General features: G+C 57.6%; 21 protein-coding genes. 9 read left to right on the forward strand and 12 right to left on the reverse strand.

All coding sequences use genetic code 11. The annotated features are described in order from the left end of the window. Positions 1 to 17 precede the first annotated feature (17 nt). The 3 genes from AC2FIM_RS06010 (at position 18) to AC2FIM_RS06020 (ending at position 4,079) form a co-directional block, all read left to right on the forward strand. Entirely contained in the window at positions 18 to 173 is a 156-nt protein-coding gene (locus AC2FIM_RS06010) for a hypothetical protein (protein ID WP_185956656.1), read from the forward strand. A 65-nt stretch (positions 174 to 238) separates the two neighbouring features. Continuing rightward, a complete protein-coding gene (gene lysA, locus AC2FIM_RS06015) occupies positions 239 to 1,504 on the forward strand; it encodes a diaminopimelate decarboxylase (protein ID WP_142635442.1) in 1,266 nt (421 codons plus the stop codon). A 37-nt stretch (positions 1,505 to 1,541) separates the two neighbouring features. Then, positions 1,542 to 4,079 carry a TIGR02302 family protein gene (locus tag AC2FIM_RS06020; RefSeq protein ID WP_496707988.1) on the forward strand — a complete coding sequence of 846 codons (2,538 nt, stop codon included), beginning with the start codon at positions 1,542 to 1,544 and terminating at the stop codon, positions 4,077 to 4,079. Here AC2FIM_RS06020 and AC2FIM_RS06025 read toward each other — a convergent pair whose 3' ends face one another. Next, entirely contained in the window at positions 4,080 to 4,814 is a 735-nt protein-coding gene (locus AC2FIM_RS06025; protein ID WP_496676603.1) for a zinc-ribbon domain-containing protein, read from the reverse strand. A 182-nt stretch (positions 4,815 to 4,996) separates the two neighbouring features. Here AC2FIM_RS06025 and AC2FIM_RS06030 point away from each other — a divergent pair, with 182 nt between their 5' ends. The 5 genes from AC2FIM_RS06030 to AC2FIM_RS06050 all read left to right on the forward strand — a co-directional run bounded on the left by AC2FIM_RS06030 (position 4,997) and on the right by AC2FIM_RS06050 (position 9,049). Beyond that, entirely contained in the window at positions 4,997 to 5,674 is a 678-nt protein-coding gene (locus AC2FIM_RS06030) for a cell division ATP-binding protein FtsE (RefSeq protein ID WP_142635446.1), read from the forward strand. Further along, on the forward strand, positions 5,671 to 6,573 hold the full coding sequence (locus tag AC2FIM_RS06035; protein ID WP_281972556.1) for a cell division protein FtsX: 903 nt from the start codon (positions 5,671 to 5,673) through the stop codon (positions 6,571 to 6,573). The genes AC2FIM_RS06030 and AC2FIM_RS06035 overlap by 4 nt, the downstream gene beginning before the upstream one ends. Then, positions 6,573 to 7,313, forward strand: a complete 741-nt coding sequence (locus tag AC2FIM_RS06040; protein ID WP_496676601.1) for a lysophospholipid acyltransferase family protein — start codon at positions 6,573 to 6,575, stop codon at positions 7,311 to 7,313. The genes AC2FIM_RS06035 and AC2FIM_RS06040 overlap by 1 nt, the downstream gene beginning before the upstream one ends. Beyond that, positions 7,300 to 7,905 (forward strand): pyridoxamine 5'-phosphate oxidase family protein, encoded by a 606-nt coding sequence (locus AC2FIM_RS06045; protein WP_496676599.1) that lies wholly within the window; start codon positions 7,300 to 7,302, stop codon positions 7,903 to 7,905. Before AC2FIM_RS06040 ends, AC2FIM_RS06045 begins: the two co-directional genes overlap by 14 nt. A gap of 91 nt (positions 7,906 to 7,996) precedes the next feature. Next, complete coding sequence (locus AC2FIM_RS06050) at positions 7,997 to 9,049, forward strand: sterol desaturase family protein (protein WP_142635454.1); 1,053 nt, start codon at positions 7,997 to 7,999, stop codon at positions 9,047 to 9,049. A 102-nt stretch (positions 9,050 to 9,151) separates the two neighbouring features. On the opposite strand, the gene AC2FIM_RS06055 is transcribed toward AC2FIM_RS06050, so the two are convergent. Continuing rightward, positions 9,152 to 9,745 carry an NAD(P)H-dependent oxidoreductase gene (locus AC2FIM_RS06055; RefSeq protein ID WP_142635456.1) on the reverse strand — a complete coding sequence of 198 codons (594 nt, stop codon included), beginning with the start codon at positions 9,743 to 9,745 and terminating at the stop codon, positions 9,152 to 9,154. Between the two features lie 99 nt (positions 9,746 to 9,844). On the opposite strand from AC2FIM_RS06055, the gene AC2FIM_RS06060 reads away from it, so the two are divergent. Continuing rightward, positions 9,845 to 10,423: a TetR/AcrR family transcriptional regulator gene (locus tag AC2FIM_RS06060; protein WP_271948447.1), complete on the forward strand. Its 579-nt coding sequence runs from the start codon at positions 9,845 to 9,847 to the stop codon at positions 10,421 to 10,423. Between the two features lie 16 nt (positions 10,424 to 10,439). Here AC2FIM_RS06060 and lpdA read toward each other — a convergent pair whose 3' ends face one another. The 10 genes from lpdA to AC2FIM_RS06110 form a co-directional block, all read right to left on the reverse strand. Then, positions 10,440 to 11,828 carry a dihydrolipoyl dehydrogenase gene (lpdA, locus tag AC2FIM_RS06065; RefSeq protein ID WP_142635460.1) on the reverse strand — a complete coding sequence of 463 codons (1,389 nt, stop codon included), beginning with the start codon at positions 11,826 to 11,828 and terminating at the stop codon, positions 10,440 to 10,442. 84 nt (positions 11,829 to 11,912) lie between these two features. After that, complete coding sequence (locus tag AC2FIM_RS06070) at positions 11,913 to 12,302, reverse strand: MAPEG family protein (RefSeq protein ID WP_142635462.1); 390 nt, start codon at positions 12,300 to 12,302, stop codon at positions 11,913 to 11,915. Positions 12,303 to 12,345: 43 nt separating this feature from the next. Next, on the reverse strand, positions 12,346 to 12,615 hold the full coding sequence (locus AC2FIM_RS06075) for a hypothetical protein (RefSeq protein ID WP_142635953.1): 270 nt from the start codon (positions 12,613 to 12,615) through the stop codon (positions 12,346 to 12,348). 2 nt (positions 12,616 to 12,617) lie between these two features. After that, on the reverse strand, positions 12,618 to 14,120 hold the full coding sequence (odhB, locus tag AC2FIM_RS06080; RefSeq protein ID WP_271948445.1) for a 2-oxoglutarate dehydrogenase complex dihydrolipoyllysine-residue succinyltransferase: 1,503 nt from the start codon (positions 14,118 to 14,120) through the stop codon (positions 12,618 to 12,620). A gap of 2 nt (positions 14,121 to 14,122) precedes the next feature. Continuing rightward, positions 14,123 to 17,080 (reverse strand): 2-oxoglutarate dehydrogenase E1 component, encoded by a 2,958-nt coding sequence (locus AC2FIM_RS06085; RefSeq protein ID WP_271948442.1) that lies wholly within the window; start codon positions 17,078 to 17,080, stop codon positions 14,123 to 14,125. A 37-nt stretch (positions 17,081 to 17,117) separates the two neighbouring features. After that, positions 17,118 to 17,816 carry a sulfotransferase family 2 domain-containing protein gene (locus AC2FIM_RS06090; protein WP_496676596.1) on the reverse strand — a complete coding sequence of 233 codons (699 nt, stop codon included), beginning with the start codon at positions 17,814 to 17,816 and terminating at the stop codon, positions 17,118 to 17,120. 57 nt (positions 17,817 to 17,873) lie between these two features. Then, the gene (locus tag AC2FIM_RS06095; protein ID WP_496708002.1) at positions 17,874 to 18,416 is read right to left on the reverse strand and encodes a DUF805 domain-containing protein; all 543 of its coding nucleotides are present in this window, start codon (positions 18,414 to 18,416) and stop codon (positions 17,874 to 17,876) included. Positions 18,417 to 18,443: 27 nt separating this feature from the next. After that, the gene (locus tag AC2FIM_RS06100; protein WP_496676591.1) at positions 18,444 to 18,692 is read right to left on the reverse strand and encodes a hypothetical protein; all 249 of its coding nucleotides are present in this window, start codon (positions 18,690 to 18,692) and stop codon (positions 18,444 to 18,446) included. A gap of 204 nt (positions 18,693 to 18,896) precedes the next feature. Beyond that, entirely contained in the window at positions 18,897 to 19,778 is an 882-nt protein-coding gene (gene sucD / locus AC2FIM_RS06105; protein ID WP_142635472.1) for a succinate--CoA ligase subunit alpha, read from the reverse strand. Between the two features lie 81 nt (positions 19,779 to 19,859). Continuing rightward, positions 19,860 to 20,408 (reverse strand): hypothetical protein, encoded by a 549-nt coding sequence (locus AC2FIM_RS06110; protein WP_271948433.1) that lies wholly within the window; start codon positions 20,406 to 20,408, stop codon positions 19,860 to 19,862. Positions 20,409 to 20,410 lie beyond the last annotated feature (2 nt).

Raw genomic sequence — 20,410 nt, forward strand, 5'->3', positions numbered from 1 at the left:
AAACCTTGGAAAAAGAAATGAATATGAAGATTTTAGGCCTGTTCTTTGGCCTCGCCATTCTTGCGGCTTGCGACCCATCCTATAAACCGCGACCCGATCCCGAACCCCAATCCGGCGGATCTGGAATTTCGATATCCGGTTATGGGCGGGTCGGCGTTTCGCATATTGAATGACGCGACACCCCTGTTTGCGTAGAATCCATTGATCCGCCGGGGCATTCTGGTCTAAGCGCGTCTTTATGGATCACTTTCTTTACCGCGACGGCGCGCTTTACGCCGAGGATGTCCCGATCTCCGAAATCGCAGCTGCGGTTGGGACACCCTTTTACGTCTATTCGACGGCGACGCTGCTGCGTCATTTCCAGCTGTTCGATGAGGCATTGGACGGGACCGACCACCTCGTATGTTATGCGATGAAGGCCGCCAGCAATCAGGCGATCCTGAAGACGCTGGCCGAGGCAGGCGCGGGGATGGACGTTGTTTCGGGTGGGGAATACCTGCGGGCCAAAGCTGCCGGAGTGCCCGGCGATAAGATCGTGTTTTCGGGCGTTGGCAAAACAGCCGAAGAAATTCGCACTGCTCTGACCGGTGGCATTCGTCAGTTCAACGTGGAATCCGAACCCGAGATGGAGGTGATCAACGCCGTTGCGCTTGATTTGGGCGTCGTTGCTCCGATCACCGTTAGAGTAAATCCGGATGTGGACGCCAAGACCCACGCCAAAATAGCCACCGGAAAATCCGAGAATAAATTCGGCATTCCGATCGCCCGTGCGTCAGAAGTCTATGCCCACGCTGCCAGCCTGCCCGGGCTGAAGGTCATTGGCATCGACGTCCATATCGGCTCGCAACTGACCGAGCTGGAGCCTTTTGCATTGGCCTATCAGAAGGTTGCTGAGCTGACCGAGACGCTGCGCAGTGAGGGCCACAATATTCGCCGCCTTGATCTGGGTGGGGGGTTGGGCATTCCTTATGCGCGCTCGAACGACGCGCCGCCGCTGCCTTTGGAATACGGTGCGCTGATCAAAGACACTCTGGGTCATCTGGGATGCGAAATCGAAATAGAGCCGGGCCGCCTGATTGCCGGTAATGCTGGTTTGATGGTCAGCAAAGTGATCTATGTGAAATCCGGCGAGGGCCGGGATTTCCTGATCCTCGACGGTGCCATGAACGACCTGATCCGCCCGGCCATGTACGAAGCCTATCACGATATCGTACCGGTGATCGAACCCGTGCCGGGCACGGAACAGCAACCCTATGATATCGTCGGTCCGGTTTGCGAAAGCGGCGATACATTTGCCAAGCAACGGCAGATGCCGCCACTGGGTGCTGGTGATCTGGTCGCCTTTCGCAGCGCAGGGGCCTATGGCGCGGTCATGTCCAGCGAATACAACACGCGGCCCCTGATACCCGAAGTTCTGGTGCACGGAGATCAATTTGCCGTAATTCGTGAACGTCCGAGCTTTGACGAAATCATAAACCGCGATACCATACCCGAGTGGCTCTGACGCAATAGACGCGCGGGCCGGTGAACGGAGGCCCGACTTGACCGCAAGAGAAACCTTGCCGATCCCCAGATTGTCTTTGCTGCTAACGCAGGTGGGGATGCTAAGCGAGCAGGTTTGGCGGTCTTTCTGGCCGTTTTTCTCAATTTCCATGGCGCTGTTGGCTGCGCTGATGCTCGGACTGCAGGACCATGTCGGGGTGGAAACCGTTTGGGTCGCGGGGTCGGCGGCGTTGTTTGGGTTGTTGGTTGCACTGATCCACGGCGCGCGGCGGTTCCGTTTCCCAACACGAAACGAAGCGTTGATCCGGATGGATGAGACCCTGCCAGGGCGTCCTATCCAGGCTCTGATGGATGAACAGGCCATCGGCGCGATGGATGCTGATTCTGTGGCCCTGTGGCGGGCTCATCAGGCGCGTATGGCGGAACGTGCCGCACAGGCTGCGCCGGTAAAGCCGGATCTCCGACTGGCCGACCGCGACCCCTATGCTCTGAGGTTCATAGCTTTGCTGGCGCTGGTGATTGCTGTGCTTTTCGGCTCATTTTGGCGCATAGGATCCGTGACAGAGATGACACCGGGTGCAGCTGTTGCCGGTCAGGGACCAAGTTGGGAAGGCTGGGTCGAGCCGCCACGCTATACCGGCTTGCCAACGCTCTATCTGGCAGATCAATCCGCCCCGACACTTTCGGTCCCGCAAGGCAGCCGCATCACATTGCGATTCTACGGCGAGGTCGGTGCGCACAGCTTGACCGAAACCTCGACACCGCTGGGCACGGAAGCGGTCACCGACCCTGAACAGGAATTTGTCGTCGAACGTTCGGGCCGAATGACGATAGACGGGCCTTCCGGACGCGATTGGGCGTTGGAAGTGATCGCAGATACGTCTCCGCAGATCACCGTGTCGGACGTTGCCAGATCCGAAGCAGGCGGCCAGATGAAACTGCCCTTTGCGGCCAAAGATGATTACGGTGTGATAGCAGGCTCTGCCCTGATCGAACTGGATCTGGATGCAGTTGATCGCCGCTATGGTCTGATGGCGAATCCAGAACCGCGTGAGGTGATCGAGGTTGAGTTACCGATGCCCATTACAGGCGACCGGGCCGATTTCACCGAGAATCTGATCGAGGATTTCTCACAACATCCCTGGGCGCATCTGCCAGTAAAGATCACTTTGATGGCGCGTGATGCTGCCGATCAGCAAGGGCAGTCTGAACCCTATACAACAGCACTTCCGGCGCGTCGGTTCTTTGATCCGCTGGCGGCTGCGATCGTTGAACAGCGGCGCGATCTGCTGTGGTCACGGGACAACGCGAAACGGGTATCTCAGATTCTGCGGGCGGTATCGTACCTGCCCGAGGACCTGTTCCGCTCGGATACGGCCTATTTACGCCTGCGGGTGACACTTCGGCGGCTTGAGACATTTACCGAATACGGGTTGAAGCCGACGCAGCAGGAAGAAATCGCGGCCTCACTATGGAAGCTGGCCGTATTGATCGAGGACGGTACGCTTGCCGACGCTCTTGAGCGGATGCGCCGGGCGCAGGAGCGCCTGACGGAGGCGATGCAGAACGGGGCAAGCGACGAAGAGATCGCTGAGCTGATGCAAGAGCTGCGCGAGGCCACCCAGGACTATCTGCAACAGTTACAGCGGTTGGCAGAGCAGAACGGCGAAGAAGGTCAGCAGGGGCAAGACGGTGAATCCTTGCAAATGACGCAGGATGATCTGCAACGGATGATGGATCGAATTCAGGATCTGATGGAGCAGGGCCGTATGGCCGAGGCGCAGCAGGCGCTGGAGGAATTCCAGCAGATGATGGAGAACATGCGCGTCACGCAAGGTCAGGGTCAAGGTCAGCAATCCGAAGGCCAACAGGCGATGGAGGGTTTGGCAGAGACATTGCGCGATCAACAGGGGCTGAGCGATCAGGCTTTCCGCGATCTGCAAGAGCAGTTCAATCCCGGTGCGCAGACTGGTGAAAACCAGGGCAATCAGGGCCGCAATGGCGGTCAGGGCCGTGGGCAGAGCCACGAAGGCCAGGGCGGACAGGGGCAGGGTTCGGACCAGGCTGATGAAGGTCAGCAGGGTCAGGGTTCGCTGGCCGATCGTCAACAGGCCCTGCGCGATGAGCTGGGCCGCCAGCAACAAAACCTGCCCGGTGCCGGTACCCCGGAAGGCGAAGCCGCCCGTGATGCGCTTGGGCGCGCTGGCCGCGCCATGGATGAGGCTGAGCAGGCTCTGCGGAATGACGAGCTGGCTGATGCTATCGACAACCAGTCCGAAGCGATGGATGCGCTGCGGGAAGGGATGCGCTCGTTAGGTGAGGCCTTGGCCCAGAACCAGCAGAATCAACCAGGTCAAGGCAGCCAGGAAGGTGATATGCAAGCCAACAACCGCGATCCGCTGGGCCGCAACCCTGGGGCAAACGGGTCGATGTCAACCGATGAGAGCCTGCTGCAGGGTGAGGACGTTTATCGCCGTGCCCGCGAGTTGCTGGACGAAATTCGCCGCCGGACCGGTGAATCTGAACGTCCCGAGATTGAATTGGAATATCTCAAGCGCCTGCTTGAACGGTTCTGATCAGTTCTGAGAAGCGCCAGCCTGGGTATCCAGCCAAAGCCGGGCTTGATCCACCAAAGACACATAAGGTTTGAGAACTGCATCCGCCTGAGGAACAGCCTCACTGATTTGCGGAGCATTGCCGTAGATCAGGAACAGGATCACACCAAGTATCAAGATCAGAGCGAACCCACGCAGAAAGCCACCGGATTTGCGGGGCGCAGGCGCTGATACCTCGGGCGCATCTGCAGAGGCGTCGCCGCGGAATCCAGAATTGATCGTCTCGACATCGGGCAGGGTGTCACCTTGCCCGGAATCTTTAGCGGTTTCTGTAGCTGTCAGTTCCTTGACCGCCTGTTCGGGGTCTGGTTCCGGCTCGGAAGGTGGATCAAGAGCAAGATCAGGCTGGCTTTCAAGGCTGCTGCCTTCCTGGGCCCGCAATTCGGCTTCGCGTGCGGCTTCTTCCTTCAGAATATCGGCGACCGAAGGATCCACATTGCTGACCGGCGCACCATCCTTTGGTGGGGTTTCGGGCTCGGGCTCGGTCTGGTCGGCGGTTTCTGGCTCCGCCGGTGGAACAGCCTTATCCTCGGCAGTCGTTTCATCTGCAGGTTGCTCAACGGTTGGATCCGCCGGATGTTTGGCCTGGAACCACGTTTTCTCGCAATTCGAACACTGAACATCGCGGCCTTCCTCTGGAATGACCTCGTCTGGCACCTCGTATTGGGCACTGCAGTTGGGACAAGTAAGACGCATGCTGCCTCCGGGCCGGGGGTTGGCCTGATAATAGTTTTTTTAAGAATGATATTCCGTTAGAACCAAACAGCAAAGCGCGTTTTCGGTTTCGCGGGCCAAGTGTCACCATTTGGACCCGGTACGGGCATTGAAACCTGAACCGCGCTGGGGCAAGAAGAGCGGCACAAAAATTGGGGGCCCCCGTGATCGAGCTGGACCATGTCAGCTACACCTATGGTGGAGGTGAATTGCTGAGCGACGTATCGCTTAAGCTTCAACCGGGGTCGTTTCATTTCCTGACCGGGCCGTCCGGTGCTGGCAAAACAACCCTGTTAAAGCTCTGCTATGGCGCATTGCTGCCCACATCGGGAAGGCTGAGCGTGTTCGATCAGGATATCGCCCGCCTTAACCGCGATCAGATGGCCCTGATGCGCCGCCGGATAGGTGTGGTGCATCAGGATTGCCGGTTTCTGGATCACATGACTTTGGCCGAGAATGTCGCTTTGCCGTTGATGGTATCCGGTAAGGCGGAAATTGCCGAGCAAACAGATCTGTCAGATCTGTTAAACTGGGTCGGGCTGGGTGCGCGTCTTGACGCGCTGCCACCAGAGCTGTCAGGCGGTGAACGCCAGCGTGCGGCGCTGGCCCGTGCGGTGATGCTGTCGCCGGATGTCGTGCTGGCCGATGAGCCGACGGGCAATGTGGATTGGGAAATGTCTCAGCGCCTTTTGCGCCTGCTGGTCGAATTGAACAAGATGGGCAAGACAGTCTTGATTGCGACCCATGATCTTAGCCTGATCCGTGCGGCGAAAAGCCAGGTGCAGGCGCGTGTTTTGCGCATCTCGCAGCGCCAAATTCAACTGGCGGGGGCGGATCTATGAACATGGAAACCTTCCGCAACCTGTTGAAACGTGATGGTCGTGCCGATCGAGTTGTTCCGCCCACTGGCTATACTGCACATCTCACACTGTTCGTGTCCGGTGCGATGGGCTTTCTTGCGGTGTTCGCGCTGGCTCTGTCATTGGCGTCGGGGCGAGTGGCAGACCGCTGGGCAAGCGAACTTGCCGGCGCTGCCACGGTGCGGATCAATGCCCCGGCCGACCAGATGGCCGCCCAGACTGAAACCGCGCTGATGGTGTTGTCGCAAACACCCGGTGTCGCCTCTGCCCGGGCGTTGACCATTGAGGAGCAGATTGCGCTGTTGTCGCCCTGGTTTGGCCCGGATTTGCCACTGGACACGCTGCCCGTGCCGCAGCTGATCGAAATTGTCGAAGGTGAGCCAGGTCTGGACGCAGCAGGATTGCGCCTGCGTCTTGGGGCCGAGGTGCCCGGAGCCGTTCTGGACGACCACTCGCGCTGGCGCGAACCTTTGGTTGATGCGGCCCGCTCGCTCCGGAGGCTTGGCTGGGTCTCAATCCTTCTGATTGGCGGAGCGACCGCCGCCATGATCACATTGGCGGCCAATGCGTCGCTGGCAGCCAACGCGCAGATTATCGAGGTGCTGCGTCTTGTCGGGGCCCGGGATCGATTTATTGCCAATGCGTTTGTTCGCCGCTTCACCTACCGCGCATTTTTTGGCGCGATGGTTGGAGTGCTGTTCGGAATGACAGGTGTGTTGTTGCTGCCCGAGGCATCGTCGGACGAGGGCGGCTTTCTGACGGGCCTGGGCTTTCAGGGGGCAGGGTGGCTGTTGCCAGCCCTCATCCCGGTACTGGGTGCTGCGGTGGCCTTTCTAGCCACATGGACTGCGGCAAACCGCAAATTGAAGGAGCTTTCGTAATGGCCACTCCAATTCAATGGATCCGCTCACTGGTCTTCATGATCGTGATCTACATGTGGATGCTGGTCCTTGGCCTCGTGTTTGCTCCTTACGCCATGTTTGCAAAGCGCGGAGCGCTGCATGCATGCAAGACCTATGCGCGCACAACCATGTGGCTGGCGCATTGGATGGTTGGTATTCGATGCGAAATTCGCGGGACTGTGCCAGTGGACGAGGTGGTCATCGGGGCCAAACACCAGTCTTTCCTCGACATCATCATGATCTTTAGCGCGATTCCTCATGGCAAGTTCATTATGAAGCGCGAATTGCTGTGGACGCCAGTCATTGGGCTTTACGCAAGCCGCCTAGGGTGCATCCCGGTCAATCGCGGCAAGAAGGGCGCCGCTGTGGCCAAGATGGTCCAGGATGTGGCGAAGGAATTTACAGAACCTGGCCAGTTGGTGATCTATCCGCAGGGCACCCGTGTCGCGCCAGGTGTTCACAAACCGTATAAGGTTGGAACTGCCGTCCTGTACGAAGGCTTGGGAATCCCTTGCGTACCTGTTGCAACAAATGCCGGAGTGTTCTGGCCCCGAAGCGGCGTGATGCGCAAACCCGGCCTTGCGATCGTCGACTTCCTTGATCCGATCGAACCCGGCGTCGAACGTGCGCGCTTTCTGGACCGATTGGAAGATGTGATCGAGACGCGCTCGAACGCTTTGATGACAGAAGTGGGGTTTGATCCTGATGCAGTTCATTGACGATATCGAAACGCTCGATGGACATTACAGCGCACCGGGCGCCCCATCATTGCGTAAAGTAGCGCACCGGTTGACGCCTCTGTACCGGCAATGGGTCATGGCTTCGCGGCTATGCGTACTCAGTACGGTTGGGCCCGAAGGGGTCGATGGCAGCCCACGTGGCGATGATGGTCCGGTGATTCTGGAACTGGATCCAAAGACATTGGCGATGCCCGACTGGCGCGGGAACAACCGGCTGGACAGCTTGCGCAATATCGTGCGCGATCCGCGTGTGTCATTGATGTTCATGGTCCCCGGGTCGAACAATGTTGTGCGCGTCAACGGGTCGGCCCGACTGACAGCGGACCAAGACCTTCGTACCCGGTTCGAAAAACAAGGCAGGCTTCCGGCCACCGTGATCGTCATCGACATTGCAGAGGTCTACACTCAGTGTGCCCGTGCGCTGATGCGTGCGCGGACTTGGAGCAGCGGGGACGAAGCCGCCATATTGCCAACAATGGGTGAAATCCTGGCCGAAGCGTCAGACGGCGAGGAAGGTGGCACGCAATATGATGAGGCCTGGGGGCAACGCGCCGCAAAAACGATGTGGTAGCCTGTTTACTTATCAAGGTTTGGTCAAAGAATCGTCACACGGGTAAGTAAGTAGATAACCGTGAGGCAAATACAGAATACAGGAGCCGTCAATGGAGCAGCTTAGTTCAGTTTGGGATTCTTTCCTGAACCACGCCCGTTATGTGTTTACGTCTCCTTTGGATCCCACGAACCGGATTTTCTATGTCTATGTTGGCAGTTCTCTGCTGATTGCCTTCGCCATCTATGCCGTGAAGCGCAGAAACGCGTCACATGTAGACGGAGAGAGCAGCTTTCTGGGGTTCCTGTTTCCCCGCAAGGTCTGGAACCATCCTTCTGCATGGCTCGATATCCGCTATTTCTTTTTCCACAAACTGATCGGGCATTTCCTGATATTGGGTCTGCTGGCCGGATCAGCCGCCTTGTCCTATCAATGGGCAAGCGGTGGGCTTGACCCCAATAACTCACCCCGGGCAGAGCCCTTGGTTGGCTGGTTGGGGGCTTTGGCTACCTTCACCTACATGCTCATTCTATTCCTGATTATGGATTTCATCGGCTACGCAGCCCATTACCTGCAGCATAAGGTCCCGCTGTTGTGGCAATTTCACAAAGTTCATCACAGCGCCGAGGTGATGCACCCGTTGTCGAATTTTCGCGAACATCCGATAGACAATATCCTCTACAATGTTGCGATTGGGTTTGGTGCCGGCGCAGTAACCGGGTTTGCGTTTCGACTGTTAGGGTACCAGCCGAACATGCCGGCATTGCTGGGCGTGCCGGTGCTGATGTTCTTGTTCAATGTCGGAGGCTATAATCTGCGACATTCCCATATCTGGTTGCGTTGGCCGGGTGTGTGGTCGAAAGTTTTTCCTTCGCCTGCGCATCACCACGTGCATCACAGTTGCCACCCGGACCATCTGGACAAAAACTTCGCCTTCATGTTTCCGTTCTGGGATGTGTTGTTCGGCACCTACATCATGCCCGAGGATAACAGGGACGTGAAATTCGGCGTGACCGAGAAGGACAAGGGTCACGAGATGGACACCTGCATGAAGCTCTATTTCCTGCCGTTCAGAGATGCGTGGCGTATTCTGAAAAAGAAACGGCGCCCATCGTCTTACCAAGCGCCCGATGCAGATGCCGCCAGTCGCCATTCGGTCAAATAGCGAGCATCTGAGGTGGTTGCCGGCCTGACGTGATCCGCTGATCGCCTGTGTCCGCCAACGCCTTGGCGGTGGTTTCGGCTGGGCATAGTGACGCAAACGCCCTCAAGCCGCGGCGGCTCCGATCTTGGCGATCTTGCTGACCCAGCGGTCCACGTGACCCGGTTTGGGATAACTTGCCCCGGCAAAATAGGTGAACCGGGTCGGCTTGAAGCCAACAAATCCCAATATCTGATCGCGTACCTGGCGGATCAGGGCCTGGCGATAGATCAGGCGCATGAACCAACCCGGCGTATCTGATGTCAGAATGACGCGCGCGGTGCGTCCGCTCAGCATCGGGGCGGGCAATCCAATCTTAGTGGTGTTTCGCGTGTCAAAGGTGCGTCCGGGGATGAACATCCGGTCGATCAGACCTTTGAGTTTTGCGGGCAATCCGCCCCACCACATTGGTGTGGTCAAGACCAGATGCTCGCTCCATTCGAAATCTTGCAATACCTGCTCAAGAACCGGTTCTAGCGGTTTGAAATCGTGATAATTGCCCTGGCCAAAATCAAAGTCGAACTGCATCTCACTCAGATGGACTAGACGTACGTCATGTCCCTTGCCTCGGGCGGCGTCGGCATAAGTTTCAGCAAAGGTCCGCGACAGGCTGCTATCGGCGGGGTGTCCGTCGAGGACGAGTATTTTCTTCGGTTGCATGGGGCTCTCCTGAAAATGACCGTGGTCACTTATAGAATCAGAAAATGACCGCGGTCAATAAAAATTTGACCATGGTCAGAAAACATGCGAGCAAACCATATGCAAAAACCACCCCAGAAACGAACTCTCAAAACTCGGGCCCGGCTTTTGGCGGCTGCCGAGGCGCTCATTGAAAACAGCGGATACGAGGCGCTGAGGGTAGAAGAGGTCGTCCAGAGCGCTGGCGTCGCCAAAGGGACGTTCTTCGCGCATTTTCGCGACAAGGATGCCTTGATGGAGCTTCTGATCGCAGATCGGCTGAATGCCTGCCTCGGTCAGGCCGAGGCTGGGACAGCGCCCAAATCGGTGAATGATATCATGACCGCCCTGCAGCCGGTTCACAGCTTCATGACATCCGAACGGTATGTCTTTGACTTGTTGATAAGATATTCGGGGGCGACGGCTATCGCCGATATCGGACCAATCGCATATTGCTTTGAGCGCTACTTTCGTGTGGTGATGATGTGGCTTGACGCTGCGGATGTCCGACAGGACATTCCGACCGAGCTGTTGGCCGAAGGTGTTCAGGCCTTTGCCATTCAGGCCATGTCCCTTAAGTTCTGCGCCTTGCACGCCTCGACCGGTTTTACCGACCGGTTGAGGGTCTATCTCGATGCATGGTTGACCCCGGCGACCTAGTCACCGGGGTCCTTTTTTAGCTGTGAATTGGCCCGTCACCGCAGGCCAGGGCCGCCTCACGCACCGCTTCGGAATATGTCGGATGCGCGTGACAGGTCAGCGCCAGATCTTCGGCCGAGGCGCCGAATTCCATCGCCACGCAGACCTCGTGAATCAAATCACCCGCAGCCGGGCCAATGATATGCGCGCCCAGAATGCGGTCGGTTTCCTTGTCTGCCAGAATCTTGACGAAACCATCCGAGGCAAAGTTCGCCTTGGCGCGGCCATTGCCCATGAACATGAACTTTCCGACCTTATAGGCACGGCCCTGTTCCTTGAGCGTCGCCTCGGTCTCGCCGACATTGGCGACCTCGGGCCAGGTGTAGATCACGCCCGGAATGACGCCATAGTTCACATGCCCATGCTTGCCCGCAATCTGTTCGGCAGCGGCCATGCCTTCGTCTTCGGCCTTATGCGCCAGCATCGGGCCTTCGGTCACGTCGCCGATGGCGTAGATGCCGGGGACGTTGGTCTGCCAATCGGCGCCTACCTTGATCTGACCGCGGGGTGTCATTTCAACACCCAAAGCGTCCAGCCCCAAACCATCCGAGAACGGTTTGCGCCCAGTAGCGACAAGGACGGTATCGGCGTCAATCACATGCTCGCTGTCATCCTTCAGCAGCTTATAAGTTACCTTGGCCTTGGTCTTGGTGGCTTCGGTCTTTTGCACCGCAGCACCCATGACAAAGTTCAGGCCCTGTTTCTTGAGGATGCGCTGGAAGGTTTTCTGAACCTCAGGGTCCATGCCCGGGGTGATTTCCTTGAGGAATTCGATAACTGTCACTTCGGCGCCCAGACGGCTGTAGACCGAGCCCAGTTCAAGCCCGATCACACCTGCGCCGATGACGACCATTTTTTTCGGGATTTTTCCCAGCGCCAACGCACCGGTCGAGGTCACGACAACCTTTTCGTCCACTTCGACACCGGGCAGCGCGGATGGCTCGGACCCGGACGCGATGATGATGTTCTTGGCTTCATGCACCTCGTCACCCACCTTGACCTGCCCAGCGGCCGGGATCGAACCCCAGCCTTTCAGCCAGTCGATCTTGTTCTTCTTGAACAGGAATTCGATGCCCTTGGTGTTGCCGTCAATGACTTCGTCCTTATAGGCCTGCATCTGCTTCCAATCGACCGAAGGGCTTTTGCCCTTGAGGCCCATCTTGGCAAAGTTATGTTCGGCCTCGTGCAGCTGATGGCTGGCATGCAACAGCGCCTTGGACGGAATGCAGCCCACGTTGAGGCAAGTGCCGCCCAGCGTCTCACGCCCTTCGACCACGGCGGTTTTCAACCCCAGCTGCGCGCAGCGGATGGCGCAGACATAGCCGCCGGGGCCTGCTCCGATTACGATGACGTCATAGTTTGCCATTTGTCCGGTCCTTGTATTTGGTGGGGTCGGATGCGCTTGTCCGCGCAATGCACCCCCATTGAATAATCTATGCGGCAGCTCGAATCAAAACACAGCTGCCAACAGCATTGCAGTGGTCGCCAGCAGCCCGATCATCCAGATCACCGTACGCCATGGTGTCCAGCCAAATGCATAGGCCGGAACATAGGAAGCGCGTGCGATCAGGTAGACCCAACTACAGGCGGCAGTAAAAGCGCTGGATTGCCCCGAGGTCGTAATGACCAAAGATGCGATAGAGAACAAAACCAACCCTTCGGAATGGTTGCTAAGTGCACGGTGCAGACGTCCCATTGCAGCAGGTTTGTCAAACGGGGTATCACGAGGTCCCAACGCGTGCAGCACATCGACCTTACCGTGGCCAGAGATCAAATAGGCGACAAATTGAGCGACCCAAAGAAGGGCTGCCAGCGACAAGACGGTCAATTCCGTGGTCATTCAGTTTGTTTCCTCGCACTAGGAACGGATGCGATAAATCGGTTTAAACTGGCGTCAGAAGCTTCACCTGAATATGCGCGATCCCGCCACGTTCGTGATGCATGGCCAATTCCTCGGAATCAAAGAAACTCAGGGCCTTTTCAAGATCAACCACCTCAAACATTGCAACGGCATGATCACGCTGATCGGGGTCTTTCCAGATGTGGAGGTCGCGGATACCCGCGGCCTCCCGCATTGGCTTGTCTTCGCGAAACACTTTCAGCCAGACATCAAAATCAGCAACGTCAGCCTGCCAGAGAACATGAGTTGCCATGGTCATAGATCCATCAGCAAGCGGCGTGGATCTTCCAGTGCCTCTTTCACGCGCACTAGGAAGGTCACAGCACCTTTGCCGTCCACGATCCGGTGGTCATAGGACAGAGCCAGATACATCATCGGGCGGATCTTGACCTCACCGTTGATGGCCATCGGACGGTCCTGAATCTTGTGCATACCAAGAATACCCGACTGCGGCGGGTTCAGAATCGGCGAGGACATCAGCGAGCCATAGACGCCGCCGTTCGAAATGGTGAAGGTGCCGCCCTGCATCTCTTCCATGCTCAGCTTGCCGTCACGGGCGCGCCTGCCCTTTTCGGCGATTGCCTTTTCGATCGCGGCAAATGACATCGAATCTGCATCACGGATGACCGGAACAACAAGACCGGTCGGCGTGCCTGCGGCGACACCCATATGCACAAAGTTCTTATAGACAATGTCGGTGCCATCAATCTCGGCATTCACTTCGGGCACTTCTTTCAGTGCATGACAGCAGGCCTTGGTGAAGAAGGACATAAAGCCCAGACGGACGCCGTGCTTCTTCTCGAACTGGTCCTTGTACTGGTTACGCAGGGCCATCACCTCTGTCATGTCCACCTCGTTATAGGTGGTCAGCATGGCGGCGGTGTTCTGGCTGTCTTTCAGGCGCTTGGCGATGGTCTGGCGCAGACGGGTCATGCGCACGCGTTCCTCGCGGCTGGCATCCTGTGCGGCAACGGGTGCGCGTGGTGCTTGGGCCGCTGGTGCAGGTGCCGCCGCTGCGGCCGCCGGGGCGGCGACTGCCTTGGCTACGTCTTCTTTCATGATACGACCGTCGCGACCGGTGCCGGTGACCTGATCAGCGGACAGGCCAGCCTCGGCCATGGCTTTTTGGGCCGAAGGCGCATTGGCGACGTCCTTGCCACCAACGGAATCCCCGCCGCTCGCCGGAGCGGCTACGACCGGAGCGGCGGCCGCCCCTGCTGCTGAACCCGAGATCACCGCCAGCTTGGCTGCGGCGTCTACAGTTGCGCCTTCAGGGGCAACGATTTCTGCCAGAACACCCGCCGCAGGGGCGGGAACCTCGACCGAGACCTTGTCGGTTTCCAGCTCACACAGCATCTCGTCCTGTGCGACGCTGTCACCGACCTGTTTGAACCAGGTCGAGACCGTCGCTTCGGTCACGGATTCGCCCAGCGTGGGCACCATCACATCAACGCTGCCGCCCGAGGCTGCCGGTGCTGCGGCAGGTGCAGGTGCGGCGGCTGGGGCCGGGGCGGCACCTTCTCCGGCGACGATTGTTGCCAACAGGGCATTGACGCCTACGGTTTCGCCTTCGGCGGCGACAACCTCACCCATCACGCCAGCGGCGGGCGAGGGGACCTCGACCGTGACCTTGTCGGTTTCAAGCTCGCACAGCATTTCATCGACCGCGACTGCATCACCGGGTTTCTTGAACCAGGTGGCAACGGTGGCTTCGGTAACGGATTCGCCCAGCGTGGGAACACGAACTTCAATGGACATCATTACTTTCCTTCAATGCTCAGCGCTTCGTTCACCAGCGCTTCTTGTTGGGCTTTATGTTGGCTGGCCAGACCCGTTGCAGGCGAGGCCGAGGTGGCGCGGCCGACATAGACCGGGCGGGTATTCTTGGCGCCGATCCGGGTCAGGACCCATTCGATATTGGGTTCGATAAAGGACCACGCCCCCTGGTTCTTGGGCTCTTCCTGACACCAGATGATTTCGGCTCCCTTGAACCGTTCCAGTTCATTGATCAGCGAATGCGCGGGGAACGGATAGTACTGTTCGATTCGCATCAGATAGACATCGTCTATGCCGCGCGCGTCACGCTCTTCCAGCAGGTCGAAATAGACCTTGCCGGAACACATCACGACCCGTTTGATTTTGTCATCCTTGACCAGGGTTGTGTCCGAGTTACCCTTTTGCGCGTCGTCCCACAGCACCCGGTGGAAGCTGGAGCCGGTGGTGAAATCCTCGGCCGTGCTGATCGCCAGCTTGTGGCGCAACAGCGATTTCGGTGTCACCAGGATCAGCGGCTTGCGGAAGGTTCTGTGCAGCTGACGGCGCAGGATGTGGAAGTAGTTCGCAGGCGTCGTGCAGTTGGCTACGATCCAGTTGTCCTGACCACACATCTGCAGAAAACGTTCCAGACGCGAGGACGAGTGTTCAGGCCCTTGCCCTTCGAACCCGTGCGGCAGCAGGGTCACCAGACCGGACATGCGCAGCCATTTGCTTTCGCCCGAGCTGATGAACTGATCGAACATGATCTGCGCACCGTTGGCGAAATCGCCGAATTGCGCCTCCCACAGGGTCAGAGCGTTGGGTTCAGCCAGGGAAAAGCCGTATTCAAAGCCCAGAACCGCGTATTCCGACAGCATCGAGTCGATCACCTCATATTGTGATTGACCAGCCCGGATGTTGTTCAGTGGATAGTACCGCTCTTCAGTTTCCTGATTGATAAAGCCGGAATGGCGCTGGCTGAACGTACCGCGCGTTGCGTCCTGTCCCGACAGGCGAACTGGATAGCCTTCGGTCAGCAATGACCCAAAGGCCAGCGCCTCACCCGTGGCCCAGTCAAAGCCTTTGCCGGTTTCGAACATCTGCTTTTTGTGGTCCAGCAGGCGGCCGACAGTTTTATGGAGTGCAAATCCCTCGGGGGCCCGGGTTAGCGATGCGCCAACCTCGGCCAGGGTTTCTGGTGCAATCGCAGTATCGCCGCGAACATATTCGTCTTTGTTCTTATCCAGATGCGCCCAACGCCCGTCCAGCCAGTCGGCCTTGTTGGGCTTATAGTCTTTGCCGGCTTCGAACTCATCATTCAGATGGGCCTGGAAGGCGGCTTTCATATCTTCGATCTCGCCTTCGGGGATCAACCCGTCCTTGACCAGCCGTTCCGTGTATAGTGACAGCGTGGTCTTATGGGTCTTGATCTTCTTGTACATGATCGGGTTGGTGAACATGGGCTCGTCGCCCTCGTTATGCCCGAACCGGCGATAGCAGAATATATCCAGAACCACGTCCTTGTGGAACTTCTGGCGAAACTCGGTCGCAACCTTGGCTGCGTGTACCACCGCCTCGGGGTCGTCGCCATTCACGTGGAAGATCGGGGCTTCAACCATCAGTGCGATATCCGTGGGATAAGGGCTGGAGCGCGAGAAATGCGGTGCGGTTGTAAAGCCGATCTGGTTGTTCACCACGATATGCATGGTGCCGCCGGTCCTGTGACCGCGCAGGCCGGACAGGCCGAATCCTTCGGCAACGACACCCTGACCGGCAAAGGCCGCATCGCCATGCAGTAGAATGGCCATGACTCTGGTCCGGTCGGTGTCGTTCAACTGATCCTGCTTGGCGCGGACCTTGCCCAGAACAACAGGGTTCACCGCCTCAAGGTGGCTTGGGTTAGCGGTCAATGACAGGTGTACGCTGTTGCCGTCAAATTCGCGGTCGCTTGAGGCGCCTAGGTGGTATTTTACATCGCCCGAGCCATCCACGTCCTCAGGCTTGAAGCTGCCCCCCTGGAATTCGTTAAAGATGGCGCGGTATGGCTTGGCCATTACATTCGCTAGAATGTTCAGACGTCCGCGGTGTGGCATGCCGATGACAATATCGCTTAGGCCTAGGGCCCCGCCGCGTTTGATGATCTGTTCCATCGCGGGGATCAATGCTTCGCCGCCGTCCAGACCAAAGCGCTTGGTGCCCATGTATTTCACGTGCAGGAACTTTTCGAACCCTTCGGCCTCGACCATCTTGTTCAGGATGGCCTTGCGGCCCTCTTTGGTGAACGCGATTTCCTTGCCATAGCCTTCGATCCGTTCCTTCAGCCAGGCAGCCTCTTCCGGGTTCGAAATATGCATGTATTGCAGCGCGAAGGTGCCGCAATAGGTGCGTTTCACGATCTCGACGATCTGGCGCATGCTGGCCATCTGCAGGCCCAGCACGTTGTCGATAAAGATCGGGCGATCCATATCGGCATCGGTAAACCCATAAGTCTTGGGGTCCAATTCCGGATGCGTGCTGGCAGCCCGCATGCCCAACGGGTCCAGATCGGCGGCCAGATGACCCCGAATACGATAGGCCCGGATCAGCATCAGCGCCCGCAGACTGTCCAAAACTGCGCGTTTAATCTGGTCTTCGCTGACGGCAACACCTTTGTCGGCGGCTTTTTCCTTGATCTTCTTGCCCGCCGCCTTGGCGTCGATCTCGGCCCATTCGCCAGTCAACGCACCGGTCAGATCATCCGTCGGCATCGGCGGCCAGTCGGACCGCGCCCACGAAGGTCCCTCGGCCTCGCGCTGGACATCAGGCGAGGCGTCGCCCATGGCCTTGAAGAACTCGGCCCAGGCGGCATCCACCGCGCCGGGGTTCTTGGTATACTGGGCGTAGAGCTGCTCCAGATATTCGGCATTATGCCCCTGCATAAAGCTTGAGGCGTGGAAGGCAGAGTTGGGCGAATGTTCGGTCATTGTAGGACCTCAAATGCGATTTCGGATTTGGTAGGATTTAGTTTTGCGGATCTTCGGGGTAGTTTCCGGCCTCGAATACCCAGGCCATTCTTCGTCGAACGATGTCTATCGTATCTGCGTCGAAATAATCGGGCACTGGAATGCCTTTTCGTCGTTCGGCCATCGACTTTTCGTGCGGCAATTCAAAGCTGTCTTCCGGCAGCCCAAAGGAGCGATAAATCTCTTTCAGATCTGACTGCAGGTTTTCCTTGCGGACGAACTTGTCCACGATCAGCTTGTTGTTGATCGAGACTATCTCCCAGTTATTGCCCCAGGCCTTTGACCGGATGAACTCTTTGAACTGAGCAATTTCGGTCTGCGGGTCTTCTGAGGGCAATCCTTGCTGATGCTTCCGAAAGTGGTAGTCGGATACAGCACGATCGAAAGGATTCCGCACATTGGCGATCTTTGTATAGGAATCAAAGGTCTTTGCCCCAAGATTGGCTCGAACCTGTTTCGCAGGCATATGGTTGCGCCATGCGTATTTGCGCCAAAACTGCCATTTTGGCCGGACCAAACCTGCAGTTTTCCCACGAGCACCGACAATACCGTATTTCGATACGCGGATTTGCCCATTTTCAAGCCGCGGAAGACCGGGTTCTTCGCATAAAGGCTGTAGCGCTATCTCGGTAGAGGTTCCCGCAGTCTTCGTCGTCTTGAGATAGATGAATTTGTGCTCATGGCAAACCAAAACCATGTCAGATGGCCTTTCTGGCCACAGGGGCCGCTTGTAGAGAGTTTACGCTCAGCAGGTTCATTGAGGGACCTCTGAAGGATTGGGACCGTATTGGTTGGTGCCTGGCTGGCTGGGGCGGGTCAGCCACCATAGGACCAGGAGGGGCGACACAAACAGGATCAGAAGCGTCGGAATGACGATCAGCAAAGTGGCACGGGTGAACAGGATGTCCAGATTGCCACCATGCTGGAAATGCGAGGCGAGGCCGATGCCAAAGACCATCACGGCCCCGGCGCTAAAGAACAGCAGGATCGGCAGTAGCGCATACAGCCCGCTGCGCCCGGTATCATGCATCCGCCGCCATGCGACAGCCAGATGCGGGAAGAACACGATTAGACCAACAATGCCCTGCACAGGCTGCGAAGAAGTGACGGACACGGATCTGGACGTCTCGGTTTCAGTCACAGCGACTTGCGTGAAGAACTGCGCGTCGATGATCCCGGCAATAATGCTCCAGATCAGGATGAACAGGAAAAAGAACCAGTATTCGGGCCGCGAGGCTCTCCCTGAGAAGGTGAAGAACTTGGCGAAACAGGTGCGGATGGCGTCAAAGAAGGTCATGGTTGTTGTTTGGCTCATGCCTTGCCCCTAATTTTGGACCGGGCAGTCGAAAACTGACTGGCGGCGTTCAAATAGCAGAAGTGAGCTGCCGACCGAAGTATCGGAAACAAGTCTAGCGGATCCTTCAAATTGCGAGCACCAAAAATCGGCAGCTGCTTGCAACTCTTCATCGTCGACACGAATGCTCAAATAAGTAAATGAGATGCGGTCATCGCCCAATGTTTTTGTCGAGCCACCTGTGATGCCAGGAATGGCGCGAACGATGAATTGATCCATCGGTGCTTCACTAGATGCGTCGGCGCTGGCTAGGTTACCTAAGCAGGCGGCCGCTACAACGAGTCCTGCCCAGCGGCATCGCCGGGCAGCGTCCGTCCACCCCGTTTTGCCGAAGGCAAACCAAAGAATTGACGGGCAGGTGCTTCGCACCCACCCGCAGTTGGGCGCCGCCCTCAGCTCATATGGGCAACAGGGAGTCACAGCTCACCCGATCGCTTCCAGCACAGCCTCACCCAGCTGCGCCGGGCTTTCGGCCACGACGATACCGGCTGCGCGCATGGCTTCGATCTTGTCTTCGGCACCACCTTTGCCACCGGCGACGATCGCGCCTGCGTGCCCCATGCGGCGGCCCGGAGGGGCTGTGCGGCCTGCGATAAAGCCGGCGGTCGGCTTGGAGCGACCCTTCTTGGCCTCATCCGCCAGGAACTGCGCGGCTTCTTCTTCGGCCGAGCCACCGATCTCACCGATCATGATGATCGAGTGGGTCTCGTCATCGGCCAGGAACCATTCCAGCACGTCGATATGCTCGGTTCCTTTGATCGGGTCGCCGCCGATGCCGACGCAGGTGGATTGGCCCAGACCCACATCGGTGGTCTGTTTGACGGCCTCATAGGTCAGCGTACCAGACCGCGACACAACACCGACCGAGCCGCGCTTGTGGATGTGGCCGGGCATGATGCCGATCTTGCAGGCGTCAGGCGTGATCACACCGGGGCAGTTCGGACCGATCAGGCGCGAGCTTGAGCCTTCCAGCGCGCGTTTGACCTTCATCATATCCAGAACCGGGATGCCCTCGGTGATACAGACGATCACTTCCATCTCGGCATCAATCGCTTCGAGGATCGAGTCAGCCGCAAACGGCGGCGGCACATAGATCACCGAGGCATTGGCTTCGGTCACATGCTTGGCCTCGTGGACCGAGTTGAACACGGGCAGGTCAAGATGGGTCATCCCGCCTTTGCCGGGGGTCACGCCGCCGACCATCTTGGTGCCATAAGCGATGGCCTGTTCAGAGTGGAATGTGCCCTGCGAGCCGGTAAAGCCCTGACAGATCACTTTGGTATTTTCGTCGATGAGGACTGCCATTTGGCGTTCTCCTTATGTATGCGAATGAGATCGCTGAAATCCGTTTCAAAAGGCAAAGACTGCAATGCCTCTTTGTTGGCCCTAGTCGTAGATGTAAGCCGCAACCTCCTCTCGAGGTACGGGTTTGGATATCAGAACGATATGCCGAAACTGGCCACTTTTTTCTTTGGCTTCGTAGACCATCACGCTGCCGTTTTTGAGCTGATAAGCGTAATTAAACCGACCGCTTGGGAAGCGATCTTTTGGGGCTCCACCCGTGCGTCGGCTTGCTGCGTCTAGGAACAATCCGCCGACTTCTTCACTATTATTGGCGCCCAAGAAAGCGACGGCGCATGCCGCTTTGCCGTCCTCTTGGAACACAGTGGCGGTCATGAATTTTTCACCGGGTGCTATGTAAGCAGTATTTTCGCCTCGCTTAACTGAGCCTGTCAAACCACGTTTTTCTACAACCTTTAGGAACCCGTCGAAGTTGGGTAGCGTCTTCAAACAAGCCTCCGAAAACAATTGAACGGGCTGGTTCGTTTCGGCTTCGCTGAATGAGACGGCGGCGATTTTTTCTGCAGAAGGTGCGCCACAAGCTGTCAGAGTCGCGACACACGCCAATAAGGCTGCTTTGTTAGTAATCTTCACAG

The organism is Ruegeria sp. CDSC052 (genome assembly GCF_059610685.1).

Coding starts and splice junctions, on each gene's coding strand:
- AC2FIM_RS06060 (WP_271948447.1), top strand. CDS start 9,845: ATGCAAAAACCACCCCAGAAACGAACTCTCAAAACTCGGGCCCGGCTT.
- AC2FIM_RS06100 (WP_496676591.1), bottom strand. CDS start 18,692: ATGGATCAATTCATCGTTCGCGCCATTCCTGGCATCACAGGTGGCTCG.
- AC2FIM_RS06035 (WP_281972556.1), top strand. CDS start 5,671: ATGAACATGGAAACCTTCCGCAACCTGTTGAAACGTGATGGTCGTGCC.
- AC2FIM_RS06055 (WP_142635456.1), bottom strand. CDS start 9,745: ATGCAACCGAAGAAAATACTCGTCCTCGACGGACACCCCGCCGATAGC.
- AC2FIM_RS06075 (WP_142635953.1), bottom strand. CDS start 12,615: ATGGCAACTCATGTTCTCTGGCAGGCTGACGTTGCTGATTTTGATGTC.
- lpdA (WP_142635460.1), bottom strand. CDS start 11,828: ATGGCAAACTATGACGTCATCGTAATCGGAGCAGGCCCCGGCGGCTAT.
- odhB (WP_271948445.1), bottom strand. CDS start 14,120: ATGTCCATTGAAGTTCGTGTTCCCACGCTGGGCGAATCCGTTACCGAA.
- AC2FIM_RS06070 (WP_142635462.1), bottom strand. CDS start 12,302: ATGACCACGGAATTGACCGTCTTGTCGCTGGCAGCCCTTCTTTGGGTC.
- AC2FIM_RS06085 (WP_271948442.1), bottom strand. CDS start 17,080: ATGACCGAACATTCGCCCAACTCTGCCTTCCACGCCTCAAGCTTTATG.
- lysA (WP_142635442.1), top strand. CDS start 239: ATGGATCACTTTCTTTACCGCGACGGCGCGCTTTACGCCGAGGATGTC.
- AC2FIM_RS06040 (WP_496676601.1), top strand. CDS start 6,573: ATGGCCACTCCAATTCAATGGATCCGCTCACTGGTCTTCATGATCGTG.
- AC2FIM_RS06010 (WP_185956656.1), top strand. CDS start 18: ATGAATATGAAGATTTTAGGCCTGTTCTTTGGCCTCGCCATTCTTGCG.
- sucD (WP_142635472.1), bottom strand. CDS start 19,778: ATGGCAGTCCTCATCGACGAAAATACCAAAGTGATCTGTCAGGGCTTT.
- AC2FIM_RS06095 (WP_496708002.1), bottom strand. CDS start 18,416: ATGACCTTCTTTGACGCCATCCGCACCTGTTTCGCCAAGTTCTTCACC.
- AC2FIM_RS06045 (WP_496676599.1), top strand. CDS start 7,300: ATGCAGTTCATTGACGATATCGAAACGCTCGATGGACATTACAGCGCA.
- AC2FIM_RS06050 (WP_142635454.1), top strand. CDS start 7,997: ATGGAGCAGCTTAGTTCAGTTTGGGATTCTTTCCTGAACCACGCCCGT.
- AC2FIM_RS06090 (WP_496676596.1), bottom strand. CDS start 17,816: ATGGTTTTGGTTTGCCATGAGCACAAATTCATCTATCTCAAGACGACG.
- AC2FIM_RS06025 (WP_496676603.1), bottom strand. CDS start 4,814: ATGCGTCTTACTTGTCCCAACTGCAGTGCCCAATACGAGGTGCCAGAC.